Origin of the sequence: Bacillus sp. FSL M7-0003 (assembly GCF_038628485.1) — a bacterium.
In the GTDB taxonomy this organism is placed as follows: domain Bacteria; phylum Bacillota; class Bacilli; order Bacillales; family Bacillaceae; genus Bacillus; species Bacillus safensis.
The window spans coordinates 2,138,596-2,152,857 of sequence record NZ_CP152024.1; the positions used below are offsets into that span (position 1 = coordinate 2,138,596).

The window sequence follows — 14,262 nt, forward strand, 5'->3', positions numbered from 1 at the left end:
CACCAGGCGGCTTTTTTTAAGTAGATGATTTCACTTTTGATTGATACGGTAAATCAAGTTTCACAATGTCCTCATATGTTTCACGCTCAACCACAAGCTGCGCTTCTCCGTCTTCTACAAACACAACAGCTGGGCGCGGGATACGGTTATAGTTGTTTGACATACTATAGCCGTAAGCTCCAGTACAAAAGACAGCTAATAAATCCCCTTGTGATAATTCTGGCAGATCGATATCCCAAATGAGCATATCTCCGCTTTCACAGCATTTACCGGCAATTGAAACCGTTTGATCATGCGTTTGGCTCATTTTGTTGGCACTTGCGGCTTCATATTTCGCTTGATATAAAGCTGGACGAATGTTATCACTCATTCCGCCATCTATCGCTACATAATCACGGATGCCAGGTACATGTTTTGATGATCCGATCGTATAAAGAGTCGTCCCTGCATCTCCAACAAGAGAACGGCCTGGTTCTATCCAAATCTCTGGCATATCGAACTGGTAGCGGGCCACGTTCTCTTTCACAGCTTGGATAATTTTTTCGACATATTCTGTCGCAGGAAGTGGTTCATCCTCTTCTGTATAACGAATCCCAAAGCCGCCGCCTAAGTTTAATACTGTAGAAATAAAACCAAATGATCTTCTCCATTCATCCAGCTTCAAAAAGATTTTATCTGCTGCAAGGACAAAACCAGCCGTATCAAAAATTTGTGAACCGATATGACAATGAACACCTAAAAGCTCGATCACTTCTGAACCAAGCACTTGTTTCACCGCTTCATCTGCTTGTCCATTGTGAAGATCAAAGCCAAATTTTGAATCCTCTTGACCTGTCGTAATGTAATCATGCGTATGCGCTTCGACACCAGGCGTGATGCGGAGCAATACTTTCACTTTTTTTGACAGCTCTTGACCAAGCTGTTCAATGAGCTTCATTTCATAGAAATTATCCACAACAATACAGCCGATCCCATGCTCTAAAGCCATTTTTAATTCTTCTCTGCTTTTATTATTGCCATGGAAATGAATTTTTTCTACTGGGAATCCAGCGCAAATGGCTGTGTGAAGCTCACCGCCTGATACGACATCAAGAGATAATCCTTCTTCTTTGGCAAGCTGAAACATGGCGATGGAGGAAAATGCTTTACTCGCATATGCTACCTGTGCCGTTAATTCTTCTTCTATAAATGCTTTTTGAAAGCTTTTTGCGCGCTCCCGTATTAAAGCCACATCATATACATAAAGTGGTGTCCCATACGTTTCAGCTAAAGAAACAGCATCAACACCACCAATTTCTAAATGACCGAGTTCATTTTGTCTGCAAGTGCCGTGTAAATACAATGTCATTCCCTCTTTCTCCACTTCGGCTGAAAAAAGGCAGCTGCGTGAGCTGCCTTTTGCCGTGTCTCAAAGTTAAAAATACAATATCACAATCTTCAGCCACTTTCAATGAGCGTTAAGAATTTGGCGGAATTTTTGATCTGTTTTGAGGGTGAACGATGCTCGGCCTTACTTTTGAGCCAGGAACAGACGTCCGAATCAGTACTTGCCATAAAGCCTTTCCATTGAAAGGAATGAACGGCCACATATAAGGTGTCTGCAATGAACGAATGGATGTTAAATAAATGATTAACAACGTAAAACCAATGATGAGTCCATTCAGCTTAAAAATTGCCACTAGTGCTAGAATGATGAGCCTTACAATCTTATTGGCGACACTCAGCTCATAGCTTGGCGTTGTAAAGGTACCGATCGCTGCCAGCGAGACGTATAAGATGACCTCTGGTGTAAATAAACCGACATCAATGGCGATTTGTCCAATTAAAACAGCCGCGATCAACCCCATGGCGGTTGACAATGCGGTTGGCGTATGAATGGCTGCCATCCTTAAAAACTCCACCCCGAAATCAGCAAGAAATACTTGGAGAATCACAGGGATATGAGAAGGTTTATTAAACCCAATATAGCTTAAATTGTCAGGCAGGAGATTTGGTTCGAGAATAAAAAGAAACCAAATCGGCAAAAGAAAGGTAGAACATAATATGCCTAAAAAGCGTACCCATCTTAGGAACGTACCAACGGCAGGCGCCTGGCGGTATTCTTCTGCATGCTGAACGTGGTGAAAAATAGTGGTTGGTGTAATGATGACACTAGGGGATGTATCCGTAATGATGATGACATGCCCTTCTAATATGTGGTTAGCGGCAACATCCGGACGCTCGGTATAACGCACTAGCGGAAAGGGATTATATCCTTGCTTAATTATAAATTCTTCAATCGTTTTATCAGACATCGTCAGCCCATCGACTTTGATTCCTGATACTTCTTTTTCTATAATATCTACTAAGTCAGGGTCTGCAATATCTTCAATATAGCAAACACAAACATCCGCTTTTGAACGTTCGCCTACTTTGAGCATTTTGTATCTCAGCTTTTCATCCCGCACTCTTCTTCGAATAAGCGCTGTATTCACAATAATATTCTCAACAAAGCCGTCCCTTGCTCCCCTGACCACCTTTTCTGTATCCGGCTCCTCAGGCATTCTGCCAGGATAGCTTCTAACATCAATGATAAAGGCGTAATTTTCACCTTCTACAACGACTGCTACAAGCCCAGACAGTACTTGATCCACTGCTTCATCCAGCGTTTCTACCTTGGAGACCTGCTGATTGACGAGGCGGTTCTCGACTACATGTGCAAGATCATCGGATTCAGGTTCGTTGTCATTGATTTCGATTAGCTCTTTTAATAAGTAGATAATATACTGTGTATCACACAATCCGTTTACATAGTAAAGCTGGATTTCCTGATCGTGTATATAAATTTTCCGAACACCAAGGTCAAAGCTGAGACCCATTCCGACATTTTCCTTGAAGTAATCTTCATTTTTCTTCGGGTCTCGGTACACGTTTACCTTGTCTTTCTTCATGGAAACCACTCCTTTCTAATATTAATTCCACTGCTTTCATCGTGATTGGAGATCCCTTGCTCAGATCATCTTTCCGTCCCATCTTGCCAATATCTCCAATACCGACAACTAACGGAAGATTGAGGGAGTCAAGACAATACACTGTATCACCGCTCATTTTATGGGGCTCCATTTCGGGAAGACCGTGTTTGTCGACACCGTATTCTGTCAGTTCACCTTCCCTGTCAATGGAGACATGGACCTTAGTCCATTCGGCTTGGTGCGTTTTGGATGCAACTGCAATCGCTCCAATGACTTCGATTTCAGGGTGGCGCGCCACATGTTTCATCGCTGTCTCGCCTGTTCCTTCACCTGTCAGTCCAGAATCATCGAACATCACAAAGACTGGATCATACGGCGTTTTTAAAATCATTTGAACAAGTTCAGGTCCTGTCCGTTTGCTTGGATTTCCTTTTGAGCTGGAAATACATCGTCCGCCGACGTTTTTAGCAGCAAGCTCTATGGTTTTGGCAGCATATATATCTCCGTCTGTCACTAAAATGACTTTCCGTCTTTGCCCCATATTCGGTTATCCTTTCGGTTTAAAAATAAGCGCGACAATAAATGAGAATAAAATCGCAGCTGATATTCCAGCAGAGGTTAATTCAAAAATACCGATACCGATGCCGATGAATCCATGTACATCTGCCTGATGCATTGCCCCATGAAGCAAGCTATGACCAAAGCTGACGATTGGTACGGTTGCGCCCGCACCTGCAAATTCAATAAATTTATCATAAATACCGAATCCATCTAAAATGGTACCCGCTACAACAAAAGTAGTCATGACATGTGCAGGCGTGAGTTTAAGTACGTCTAGTAAAAGCTGGCCAATGACGCAAATAAGTCCGCCTGCCACAAAAGCGATAAGATAATCCATTAGCTCTCTCCTCCTGCACGCTCAAATACGACACCGTGCGCAATGGTTGGAATGGTCTCTTTTTGCTGAACCATCATCGGGCTGAGTAACGCCCCGGTTGCCACAACGAGTACTCTTTGCAAATTCCCTGCTTTCATTTCTTGAAAGATATGACTAAATGTCACTATAGCTGAACAAGCACAACCGCTGCCTCCAGCGAATACGTTTTGATCGGGTGTATAGATGATTAAACCGCAATCATCGTGCTTTCTCCCAAGCTGAATGCCGTCTTCTTTCAAGAGATCCTTTAAGATCGGTGAACCAATGCCTGATAAATCTCCAGTTAAAATCAGATCGTAATCATCTACTGTTCTTCCTAAGTCTTCTAAATGCTGCTTGATGGTGTCTGCCGCTGCCGGTGCCATGGCCGATCCCATATCAAATGGATCTGTAATGCCAAGATCCATGACCCTGCCCACTGTTGCGCTTGTAATTTGAATGTCAGAGACTTCTTGGCTGATAATAACGGCTCCGCTTCCTGTCACTGTACTTGTTGCTGTATCGGGCTTTTGTCCGCCGTATTCTGTCGGATTACGAAATTGGCGTTCTGCCGTCGCATTATGGCTGCTTGTCGCTGCAATGGCTCTATTTGCAAATCCGCCATCAATGAGCGCTGACGCAATGGCAACCGATTCCATTGAAGTCGAGCAGGCCCCAAACAAACAAAGAAACGGGATCTTCAGCTCTCTTGCCACATAGTTTGCAGTGACGTTCTGATTGAGTAAATCTCCAGCCAGCAACAGGTCAATATCGCTTTTTTGCAAATTTGCTTTTGATAAAGCGGTTGATATCGCATCATCCATGAGCTTCCTTTCAGCCATTTCCCAATTCTTTTGATCACAGTGCATTTCATCGTACGTTTTATCGATTAAATGGCCAATCGGGCCTTCTTTTTCTTTCGGTCCTGCAGCAGTACCTTCTGCATTGACATAAAGCTTGTGCTCAAATACCCAAGATTGTTTACCTGTTAGTTTCACCTTTCATTCCTCCTACGAAAACATCTTTTCAAAGACGTATCGAATGATCCCTACGACATATGCGGAAACGACACCGAACACAATGACGTTCCCAGCGAGTTTAAACATATTTGTGGCAACACCTAAAACAAGCCCTTCACTTTTATGCTCAAGGGCAGCACTTGTCATACTGTTAGCAAAGCCTGTCACCGGTACGGCCGATCCCGCTCCAGCAAACTGGCCGATTCTATCGTAAATACCGATACCCGTTAATAGAGAAGAAAGTAAAATGAGGGTTGCCACCGTCGGATTCCCTGCTGTCTTTTCGTTAAAATCAAAAAAATGGATATAGAAATTTTGCAGCCCCTCACCTATCAGACAGATTAAGCCGCCAACTAAAAACGCCTTGATGCAGTTGCGGACATAAGGAGGTTTGGGCTGATACGGTTTCACCTTAGATGGATAGTTCTCTTTTAAACTCGACACGTGTTGTTCCCTCCAATTTCTTAAATATAAATAAGCCAATGAAATAGTGAACCAAATACCTTTCCTAAGACGATGGCCATGAGCAGCAAAACAATTTTCCCGTCCATGCCAATTCTTTTCGTTAATATAGGAAGTACATTTAATACTTCAGTGAGTGCAGCTGCAAGCATGCCGACGAAGATGCCTGATAAAAGACCGACCGGCATCGCCAGCCATTTGGTTAAATGCAGATGTATTTGACTTAAGGTGGCCCAGCCGCCAACAACCGCCCCGGTAATGACAGCCGCCTCGTACCCTTGTATGAAGCGCTGCGTTTTGGTTAATTGCATTAAGCGTGGAATGATGCCAAGCACTGTAAGAAAAGCCACAAATCCTGCTCCGACCGTTAAACCGCCGCCAAGTCCAACGAGTACGACAAAAAGCCACTTACCGATCATGGATATCCTTCAATGTTTCTTTATTTTCATTGAGTGCGACATAATGATCGAGATCGAGCTGATATTTAAACATTTCCACTTCGAGCGGACTTGGTTCTTCATTTAAACGCTTTTTAAATACATGATTGAAAAACAAAATCATGCCAAAACCGAGTCCAAAACTATATGGAATTTGTAATAAATACGGATGCTCAACCGTTTTTCCAGTGATCATTTCATATAGACGGATATGAACGAGCCGCATACTGACATCCTCGTGGAAATTCATAATGGCAAGCGACGCTCCAACAAATAATAGGAGCCATACAAACACAAATAAAACGGGAGAAAGCTGACGTTTACCTGTATCAATTTCAACAATGGCCTCAGAGCCGCCAACGGTTTGAATGTCGATATCTGGCCACGTTTTTTTGATCGTTTTGACGACATGCATGATATCAAGAACGGCAATGTGACGATCCTTTTTGCTGACATGATACACTGGCATTTTACTAAGTTTTTGCACAGCAAACTCATCACCGGTGATTTGGGCGATATCCTCTAAATAAATGAGCTGATCAATACCGGTCTTGATTCGATGGCGCAGCCGAATAAAGATTTGTCCGTCCATCCAAGTCACTTCCTATACGATGGGTTAAAAATAGTATGTGGTGAAAAATGGTTCTCATACTGATAGAACTTGATTTACCGGTAATTACCACACAAAAAAAGCCAGCCGAATTGGCTAGCTGTCTTTTTGATCCATTTGCATTTGGATTTGTTTTAAAATTTTCTTTTCAAGCCGTGAGACTTGTACTTGTGAAATGCCAAGTCTTTCTGCAACCTCAGATTGTGTCTGGTCTTTATAATACCTTAAATACACAATGAGTTTTTCTCTTTCTTCTAATTCCTTGATCGCTTCTTTCAGTGCGATTTTGTCAAACCATCTTTCCTCAGAATGATCAGCAATTTGATCAAGCAATGTAATCGGATCCCCATCATTTTCATACACCGTTTCATGAATGGATGATGGGGAGCGCACCGCTTCTTGGGCGAGGACGACATCCTCTGGTGTGATATCAAGATATTCGGCAATTTCCTGAACGGTCGGCATTCTTCCATGAGACTTAGACAATTCATCCCTTGCCCGCCGAATTTTATTTCCGAGTTCCTTTAGTGACCGGCTGACTTTGACCGTTCCATCATCCCGAATGAACCGCTGAATTTCACCAATGATCATGGGAACGGCGTACGTTGAAAACTTTACATCATATGACAAATCAAATTTATCAACAGATTTCAGCAGTCCAATACAGCCAATCTGAAACAGATCATCTGGTTCATATCCTCTATTTAAAAAGCGCTGAACAACGGACCAAACAAGACGCATGTTTTTTTCTACGAGGAGGTCTCTTGCTTGCTGATCACCGTCTTGGCTTTTTTTGATGAGCTCTTTGACTTCATCATTTGACAGCTGGGCTTTTTTAGCTTGCTTTTTTACCTCCACATCCATATGAGCAGCTCCTTTAATTACAAAGCGCTTTGCTTTTTGATAGATGCTTTGTTAAACGGATGGTCGTGCCCATTTCTGGAGATGAGTCCACCATGACATCATCCATAAAATTCTCCATGATGGTAAAGCCCATTCCAGAGCGCTCTAAGTCTGGTTTTGTTGTAAAAAGCGGCTGTCTTGCTTCCTCAAGATCTGTAATACCCATACCTTCGTCACGGATGGTGAGGTAAACGACATGGTCATCAAGTGTGACATGAATATGCACCTTGCCATCTGGATTCCCATCATAGCCATGGATGATGGAGTTTGTCACTGCCTCTGATACGACGGTCTTGATTTCTGTCAATTCATCTAAAGTCGGATCAAGCTGGGCGATAAACGCCGCAACTGTTACCCTCGCAAACGATTCATTTTGGCTTAATGCCGAAAACGTCAGGTTCATTTCATTTCTCATGATGCCACCCCCAATGTTTGCAAAGCCGTTTGCTCAGAAGGCTCCATCCGAATAATTTTAAACAAGCCAGACATATCAAATAACCGGTTCACTGCTGGCGAGATGGCACAGACGACCATTTCCCCGCCAAGCTGCTTAATTTCTTTATATCTTCCTAAAATCACTCCGAGTCCAGAGCTGTCCATAAACGATAAATCAGCCAGATTCAGCACAATGTGGCGAATGTCCTCTGTTTCCAAATAATTCGTCACCTTTTGTCTCAATGTTTCTGCGGAGTGATGATCGAGCTCTCCTGTTAACCGAATGCAAAGTACGCTCTCTTTTACTTGAAAATCAATACCAAGGCTCATTTTTTATTCCTCCTTGCTCTAATTTCGGATAAAGAGTGTTTCTCTTTTATATAAAGTAAATCCTTCACCATGACAAAACTAGTGACCATTCGTCACATTTAGATGTTCTTTTCTTTTTCCTCATAGCAAAAAGACTGCCAATTACAGCAGCCTTTCGCCTTTTATTTCCATTTTACAAAATCTGCCATCGCCCGTTTGAAGAAAGTCCAAACGCTTGCCTTTTCCATTCCTTCTTTTGCTTCTACAGGGCTTTCATGCAGCACTTTTCCATCTTTTTTCAAGACGATCGTACCAAGTTCCGTTCCTTTTGAAAATGGAGCCTTGACATCATGAGACAATTTGATTTCTTTTTTGATCTGATCCACATTTTCGCCTTTTTTCGTTAAAAGGGAGATCGGTTCAGAAGTAACGAGCTGAATGTTTTTCTTTTTCCCTTTGCTCACTTTGACCTCCGCCACATCTTGCCCTCGTTTGTAAAGCGGGTGAGTCGTATATTGACTAAATGCGTAGTCTAACATTTTGACTACCTGAGCGTTTCTGTCTTTCGGCGTGCTTGCGCCAAAGACAACCGCAATGACGCGCATGTTACCTTTTTTAGCAGATGCAGTTAAACAGTATTTCGCTTCACCTGTAAAACCTGTTTTCACCCCATCGACCCCTGGATAAAATTTAATTAGACGGTTTGTGTTGACAAGCCAGAATTTTTTATCTGTGTTTTGCCGGAGATAGTCTTCGTAGACACCTGTGAATTTGGTGATTTGTTCGTATTTCAACAGCTCTTTTGCCATTATTGCCATATCGTGAGCTGTGCTGTAATGGTCTTTTTCAGGAAGTCCTGTTGGGTTTTGAAAGACTGTTGAGGTGAGGCCAAGCTCTTTCGCCCTTTTGTTCATCTGCTCTACGAACTGTTCTTCAGATCCTGCAATATGCTCTGCCATGGCAACTGAAGCATCATTTCCTGAAGCAATCGCAATGCCTTTCAGCATTTCTTTCACGGTCATTTCTTCTCCTGGTTCAAGGAAGATTTGCGACCCTCCCATGGACGCTGCATAGTCGCTCGTTCTGACCTTGTCTGTCATTTTCAGTTTACCCTGATCAATAGCTTCCATGATGAGAAGCATCGTCATGATTTTGGTCATACTTGCGGGTGCAAGCTTTTCATCGCTGTTTTTGTTGTAAAGCACCTTTCCCGTGTCACGTTCTATTAAGATCGCTGATTTGGCTTCGTGTGCCAATTCTGATGTTTGTTTTTCTCCTGGTTTTTCAATCTTTTCTTTTGCTATCGCTGATGGTGAAACCATTGAGATAAGGATCATTAAAATAAACAATGCACATATATGACGTTTCAAGTGGCAGACCTCCATTATCGTAATCCTTTCTATTTTTTCCTCATACAGGCTGTTTTATTCAGAGATCGTATGATTACAAATAAAAAAGCCTTCTGCTTGGGTAGCAGAAGGCTTCTGGACACATGCTATGAAAGTTGTTTGACAATGTCTTTTACTAAATCAAGAAAACTTGCTTTCACTTTTTCCGTTACTTCGATCACTTCATCATGAGACAGCGGCTGATCCAAAATACCAGATGCCGCATTGGAAATGCATGAAATGCCAAGCACTTTCATTCCTGCATGACGCGCAACAATAACTTCTGGAACTGTCGACATGCCAACAGCATCTGCTCCAAGTGTTCTTAAGAAACGAACTTCAGCAGGTGTTTCATATGAAGGGCCTGTCATCCCTGCATAAACCCCTTGCTGTACAGATATGCCTAAACGCTGGGCTGTTTCTTCTGCAAGTGCCAGCAATTCTTTATCGTACGGTGCAGACATATCAGGGAAACGAACGCCTTGACTGTCATTTGGGCCAATTAATGGATTGGTTCCCATCATATTGATATGATCTGTGATCAGCATGAGATCTCCTGGACGGAATGACGTATTCACACCGCCGGCTGCATTTGTGACAATGCATGTGTCAATGCCAATTTCTTTCATTACTCGGACAGGAAACGTCACTTGCTTCATATCATATCCTTCATAGAAATGAAAACGTCCTTGCATCGCGCAAACGACAGTGCCTTTCAGCGTTCCGATCACGAGCTGCCCTGCATGTCCCTCTACTGTTGAAACAGGGAATCCAGGAATATCTTCATATTTTATTTTGATTGGATTTTCAATCTCATCTGCTAAAATGCCAAGCCCTGATCCTAAAATCAATCCAACTGTTGGTACATATGTCGATGCTTGTTTAATGTATGCCGCCGCTTCTGAAAACTGTGCTCTCACGAGATTTCCCCCTATTTGAGTTTAGATAAAAAGCTTGTTCCGTATTTTGGCATCGCTATCTTGAAATTATCTGCAACGGTTGCCCCAAGATCAGCAAACGTTTTTGCTGTTGGCAGTTCATTTGCTTCCTGATGCTTTTTGCTGTAAGCAATGAGCGGAACATATTCTCTTGTATGATCTGTTCCGTGATGAACCGGGTCATTTCCATGATCTGCTGTGATCACAAGAAGATCATCCTCTTTCAACAGGTCAAACACTTCAGGAAGACGTGCGTCAAATTCCTCTAGTGCTTTTCCATAACCCTCTGGATCTCTTCTATGTCCGTAAAGAGCGTCAAAATCAACAAGGTTTAAAAAGCTGAGTCCTGTAAAGTCTGTTTTAAGTGTATCGACCAGCTTGTCCATTCCATCCATGTTTGATTTTGTTCTAAGAGATGATGTGATCCCCTCGCCGTCATAAATATCAGAGATTTTTCCGATCGCAATGACATCGAGTCCATCATCTTTCAGTTCATTCATGACTGTACGGTCAAATGGTTTTAACGCATAGTCATGACGGTTTGGCGTTCTAACAAATGCGCCAGGCTCTCCGACAAACGGACGAGCGATAATCCGTCCAACCATATATTTTTCATCTAATGTGAGTTCACGGGCAATTTCACAAATACGGTAAAGCTCATCTAATGGCACAACTTCTTCGTGCGCAGCAATTTGCAGCACAGAATCCGCAGATGTATAAACGATTAAATCGCCTGTTTTCATGTGCTCTTCGCCAAGCTCATCTAAAATTTCCGTACCAGACGCAGGTTTATTGCCAATAATACCTCGGCCTGTTTTTTCTTTTAGTTCATTTAATAGTTCGTCTGGGAATCCGTCTGGAAAGACTTTGAACGGTGTGTCTATGTAAAGACCCATGATTTCCCAGTGTCCTGTCATTGTGTCTTTACCATTTGATGCTTCTTGCATTTTTCCATAATACGCAAGCGGTTTTTTATCCGCTGGAATTCCTTTGATTTCTTTAATATGACTCAGCCCAAGCTTCGCCATATTCGGCATATGAAGCCCGTTCATTTTTTCAGCAATATGTCCAAGTGTATCTGCACCTACATCATTAAAATCAGCAGCATCTGGTGCTTCCCCAATTCCTACTGAATCCATGACGACGAGGAAAATACGTTTATACTGATAATCAGGCATTAAAAAGCGCCTCCTTCAATATTCTTGTCTTTTGACCTTACAAACAGTGAGAGGTCAGACATCTCAAGTATAAACCGTTTACAAGCCAGTTGACAACCATAAACGGTGTAAACATGAAAAAGCATGACACCCGTTCACTGTGTCATGCTTTACTTATGCCCTTGGATGGTATTTGTGATACACATCTTTCAGTCTTGTTTTCGTCACATGTGTATAAATTTGTGTTGTCGAGATATCGGCATGTCCGAGCATCTCCTGTACAGCTCTTAAGTCCGCACCGTTTTCAAGCAGGTGTGTAGCAAATGAATGCCTGAGCGTATGAGGCGTTAGTTCCTTTTGAATCCCTGCTTCGATGGCTCGTTTTTTTAAGTTCTTCCAGAAGCCCTGGCGCGACATTTTTTTCCCGTGATGATTGAGAAATAGGGCATCGGACGGCTGTTTTTTTAACAGCTTGCTTCTTCCCTTTTCGAGATATTCTTCAATTGCGCTTGCAGCAGCTTCACCGATTGGCACAATACGCTCTTTTCTTCCTTTTCCAAAACAACGGACAAAGCCCATTGTGAGGTGTACATCGGCAAGGGTCAGATCCAGCATTTCACTGACGCGAATGCCTGTTGCATATAAGAGCTCAAGCATCGCTTTGTCTCGGTAGTCAAAGGGAGTGTGCTGATTTGGTGTATCAAGCAGCTTTTCGACCTCTCCTAATGATAGAACTTTCGGTAAAGTCCGCTCTGTTTTTTGCGTTTCAATGTTCCATGACGGGTCATCCGTTGTCACTTTTTCCCGAAGCAGAAATTGATGAAAGGAACGAATCGATGATAGATGCCGTACAGACGTTTTACTCGATTTCCCTTCCTCTTTTAGCTGCTTTAAATAATGAATGATATGCAGACGCGTGACATCGCTAATATCCGTCAGCTGTTCATGTGTCATTAAAAAAGACAAGTAGTTCTGTAAATCTCTTTTATAAGAAACAATGGTATTTTCAGAGAGTCCTCTCTCTACGGTCATAAAATGAATAAAGTCGGATAATTGATCGTTCAATGATTTCTACTCCCCGTTTTGATAAAAATAAATCAATCGGTCTTGCCAATTGTCTTGATTCGGCTGATCCATTTCCATCACTTTAATTGCTGCACCCTCTGGTTTATCATAACGATGGTAGCTTTCATATTCTGAATTTATCCATATCATAGCATAATAGAACAGGACGGTAAAACCAGTGAACAAGATAAATACTTTGATCACTTCACCTGTTGTTTTGAGCCATTTTCGCATAAACTTCAAGTCCTTTCTCACCTTCTCATTACTTCAGCATATGCCAGGTGGGACAAGGAATATACAGCGAAAATGCAAAAAACCTCTTCATCTTAAATGAAAAGGTTCCAATTCGGATTATTTGCCGGATTCATCATCATGACACCGATGGCAAATACCATGGAATGTCAATCTATGATCCTTAATTTTAAATTTCCAGTCACGTTCAATAATCTCTTCGACATCTTCTAATAAATCATCTTCTATCTCATCGACTGTTCCGCATTCCATGCAGACAAGATGATGATGGAAGTGAGCGGCTCCTTCTTTGCGAAGATCATATCGCGAAACGCCGTCTCCAAAGTTAATTTTATCAACAACTTTCAGTTCAGTGAGCAATTCTAACGTCCGATAAACAGTAGCAAGACCAATTTCAGGAGACTTCTCTTTTACGAGGAGGTATACATCTTCTGCACTTAAATGGTCTTCTTCATTCTCAAGCAGTACTCTTACTGTGGCTTCACGCTGTGGCGTGAGCTTGTAGCTGGAAGAATGAAGCTGTTTCTTAATTCGATCAATCCTATTTTCCATTGACTTTCCCTCCTACGCCACATTACTTGATCATTATATCAAATGATGTGCTGAGAGCCAACTATAATCATTTTAAATTGATAAATAAATTGATTATTAATTAATAACAATTATAAAATAACACCTGCCAGCTTTTTCATCAGCATGAATGATATGTACGATTCAAAAAAAGACGACAGTGCAGCAAGCGCTAAAATCATCAGCAGAACAGATGCATACCGGCCAAACCACTGGACGGGTGCTTGACTAATGGTTTTTTTCATGAAGAGCTGTCCAATGAGACGGATGGAAAACGCAATCGCACAAGTGCCAATTACTAAATAGGCTGGAATGAGCAAAATGTTTTGCGGAAGCACCGATACGAACGAGAGAAAAAATCCACTCAGCCCCATTTGATTCACGAGAAAACCAACAGTAAACCCAACAACAATTCCTTTTAAAAAGATCATAAGAAAGATAAGCGGCAGACCAACGATGGAGATTCCCAGAATCCACATAAGGCCTAAATATTTCATATGATGCAGGAAGCTTTGTAAAAACATTTCTTTTGATTCTGCTGCTTTCTCATTTGTCAGCTGACCAAAAAATTGATTTAAATAATAGAATAAATCCTCTTTCTGGCTGAATGTCATGCTATTGACAATGATGGCCCCGAAGATCACACCCATTAAAAAGAGTACAGAGACAAATAAATAAATCGAGAGATGATCTTTTACGTGCTGAAGAAGATGCTCCTTCCAAGACTTTTTCCGCATGTGTCTTCCTCCCAAATAGTAAGGTTACTAGATTCTATGAGAGAGATTACGAAACATGACAGTTTTATCGAAAGAAAAAAGAGAAAGCAGCCTGCTCACTGCTTTCTCTTTTT

General features: G+C 42.0%; 18 protein-coding genes. All 18 read right to left on the minus strand.

Annotated elements, in window-relative coordinates; all coding sequences use genetic code 11:
• Window positions 1-16: 16 nt before the first annotated feature.
• The 18 genes from lysA to spoIIM all read right to left on the minus strand — a co-directional run bounded on the left by lysA (window position 17) and on the right by spoIIM (window position 14,149).
• Window positions 17-1,342: a diaminopimelate decarboxylase gene (gene lysA / locus MHI23_RS10845; RefSeq protein ID WP_125587307.1), complete on the minus strand. Its 1,326-nt coding sequence runs from the start codon at window positions 1,340-1,342 to the stop codon at window positions 17-19.
• A 115-nt stretch (window positions 1,343-1,457) separates the two neighbouring features.
• On the minus strand, window positions 1,458-2,939 hold the full coding sequence (locus MHI23_RS10850) for a spore germination protein (RefSeq protein ID WP_024428063.1): 1,482 nt from the start codon (window positions 2,937-2,939) through the stop codon (window positions 1,458-1,460).
• On the minus strand, window positions 2,884-3,492 hold the full coding sequence (locus MHI23_RS10855; RefSeq protein ID WP_024422859.1) for a stage V sporulation protein AE: 609 nt from the start codon (window positions 3,490-3,492) through the stop codon (window positions 2,884-2,886). Before MHI23_RS10855 ends, MHI23_RS10850 begins: the two co-directional genes overlap by 56 nt.
• 6 nt (window positions 3,493-3,498) lie before the next feature.
• The gene (spoVAE, locus tag MHI23_RS10860) at window positions 3,499-3,849 is read right to left on the minus strand and encodes a stage V sporulation protein AE (protein WP_024422860.1); all 351 of its coding nucleotides are present in this window, start codon (window positions 3,847-3,849) and stop codon (window positions 3,499-3,501) included.
• Window positions 3,849-4,865: a stage V sporulation protein AD gene (spoVAD, locus tag MHI23_RS10865; protein ID WP_087975841.1), complete on the minus strand. Its 1,017-nt coding sequence runs from the start codon at window positions 4,863-4,865 to the stop codon at window positions 3,849-3,851. The genes spoVAE and spoVAD overlap by 1 nt, the downstream gene beginning before the upstream one ends.
• 12 nt (window positions 4,866-4,877) lie before the next feature.
• A complete protein-coding gene (spoVAC, locus tag MHI23_RS10870) occupies window positions 4,878-5,330 on the minus strand; it encodes a stage V sporulation protein AC (protein ID WP_163115380.1) in 453 nt (150 codons plus the stop codon).
• Window positions 5,331-5,350: 20 nt separating this feature from the next.
• On the minus strand, window positions 5,351-5,767 hold the full coding sequence (locus MHI23_RS10875; protein WP_163115379.1) for a stage V sporulation protein AB: 417 nt from the start codon (window positions 5,765-5,767) through the stop codon (window positions 5,351-5,353).
• Window positions 5,757-6,377, minus strand: coding sequence for a stage V sporulation protein AA (locus MHI23_RS10880; protein ID WP_087975840.1), 621 nt, complete (start codon window positions 6,375-6,377; stop codon window positions 5,757-5,759). The genes MHI23_RS10875 and MHI23_RS10880 overlap by 11 nt, the downstream gene beginning before the upstream one ends.
• Before the next feature lie 114 nt (window positions 6,378-6,491).
• A complete protein-coding gene (gene sigF, locus MHI23_RS10885; RefSeq protein WP_024422864.1) occupies window positions 6,492-7,259 on the minus strand; it encodes an RNA polymerase sporulation sigma factor SigF in 768 nt (255 codons plus the stop codon).
• Window positions 7,260-7,272: 13 nt separating this feature from the next.
• Window positions 7,273-7,713, minus strand: a complete 441-nt coding sequence (spoIIAB, locus tag MHI23_RS10890) for an anti-sigma F factor (protein ID WP_024422865.1) — start codon at window positions 7,711-7,713, stop codon at window positions 7,273-7,275.
• Complete coding sequence (gene spoIIAA, locus MHI23_RS10895) at window positions 7,710-8,063, minus strand: anti-sigma F factor antagonist (protein WP_024422866.1); 354 nt, start codon at window positions 8,061-8,063, stop codon at window positions 7,710-7,712. Before spoIIAA ends, spoIIAB begins: the two co-directional genes overlap by 4 nt.
• 161 nt (window positions 8,064-8,224) lie before the next feature.
• Window positions 8,225-9,412, minus strand: a complete 1,188-nt coding sequence (locus tag MHI23_RS10900; protein WP_024428060.1) for a D-alanyl-D-alanine carboxypeptidase family protein — start codon at window positions 9,410-9,412, stop codon at window positions 8,225-8,227.
• A 125-nt stretch (window positions 9,413-9,537) separates the two neighbouring features.
• A complete protein-coding gene (locus MHI23_RS10905; protein WP_125587276.1) occupies window positions 9,538-10,350 on the minus strand; it encodes a purine-nucleoside phosphorylase in 813 nt (270 codons plus the stop codon).
• A gap of 11 nt (window positions 10,351-10,361) precedes the next feature.
• Window positions 10,362-11,546, minus strand: a complete 1,185-nt coding sequence (deoB, locus tag MHI23_RS10910) for a phosphopentomutase (protein WP_125587275.1) — start codon at window positions 11,544-11,546, stop codon at window positions 10,362-10,364.
• 153 nt (window positions 11,547-11,699) lie between these two features.
• The gene (gene xerD / locus MHI23_RS10915; protein WP_342491955.1) at window positions 11,700-12,590 is read right to left on the minus strand and encodes a site-specific tyrosine recombinase XerD; all 891 of its coding nucleotides are present in this window, start codon (window positions 12,588-12,590) and stop codon (window positions 11,700-11,702) included.
• A 6-nt stretch (window positions 12,591-12,596) separates the two neighbouring features.
• Window positions 12,597-12,824, minus strand: a complete 228-nt coding sequence (locus MHI23_RS10920; RefSeq protein ID WP_024428058.1) for a YqzK family protein — start codon at window positions 12,822-12,824, stop codon at window positions 12,597-12,599.
• Window positions 12,825-12,941: 117 nt separating this feature from the next.
• Window positions 12,942-13,394, minus strand: coding sequence for a ferric iron uptake transcriptional regulator (gene fur / locus MHI23_RS10925; protein WP_003215577.1), 453 nt, complete (start codon window positions 13,392-13,394; stop codon window positions 12,942-12,944).
• A 110-nt stretch (window positions 13,395-13,504) separates the two neighbouring features.
• Complete coding sequence (gene spoIIM, locus MHI23_RS10930; RefSeq protein WP_061109310.1) at window positions 13,505-14,149, minus strand: stage II sporulation protein M; 645 nt, start codon at window positions 14,147-14,149, stop codon at window positions 13,505-13,507.
• Window positions 14,150-14,262 lie beyond the last annotated feature (113 nt).

Bases quoted from the DNA above. Each gene is read 5' to 3' on its own strand.
- MHI23_RS10855 (WP_024422859.1), bottom strand. From the start codon at position 3,492: ATGGGGCAAAGACGGAAAGTCATTTTAGTGACAGACGGAGATATATAT.
- spoVAE (WP_024422860.1), bottom strand. From the start codon at position 3,849: ATGGATTATCTTATCGCTTTTGTGGCAGGCGGACTTATTTGCGTCATT.
- MHI23_RS10875 (WP_163115379.1), bottom strand. From the start codon at position 5,767: ATGATCGGTAAGTGGCTTTTTGTCGTACTCGTTGGACTTGGCGGCGGT.
- MHI23_RS10880 (WP_087975840.1), bottom strand. From the start codon at position 6,377: ATGGACGGACAAATCTTTATTCGGCTGCGCCATCGAATCAAGACCGGT.
- sigF (WP_024422864.1), bottom strand. From the start codon at position 7,259: ATGGATGTGGAGGTAAAAAAGCAAGCTAAAAAAGCCCAGCTGTCAAAT.
- spoIIAB (WP_024422865.1), bottom strand. From the start codon at position 7,713: ATGAGAAATGAAATGAACCTGACGTTTTCGGCATTAAGCCAAAATGAA.
- spoIIAA (WP_024422866.1), bottom strand. From the start codon at position 8,063: ATGAGCCTTGGTATTGATTTTCAAGTAAAAGAGAGCGTACTTTGCATT.
- deoB (WP_125587275.1), bottom strand. From the start codon at position 11,546: ATGCCTGATTATCAGTATAAACGTATTTTCCTCGTCGTCATGGATTCA.
- MHI23_RS10920 (WP_024428058.1), bottom strand. From the start codon at position 12,824: ATGCGAAAATGGCTCAAAACAACAGGTGAAGTGATCAAAGTATTTATC.
- fur (WP_003215577.1), bottom strand. From the start codon at position 13,394: ATGGAAAATAGGATTGATCGAATTAAGAAACAGCTTCATTCTTCCAGC.
- spoIIM (WP_061109310.1), bottom strand. From the start codon at position 14,149: ATGCGGAAAAAGTCTTGGAAGGAGCATCTTCTTCAGCACGTAAAAGAT.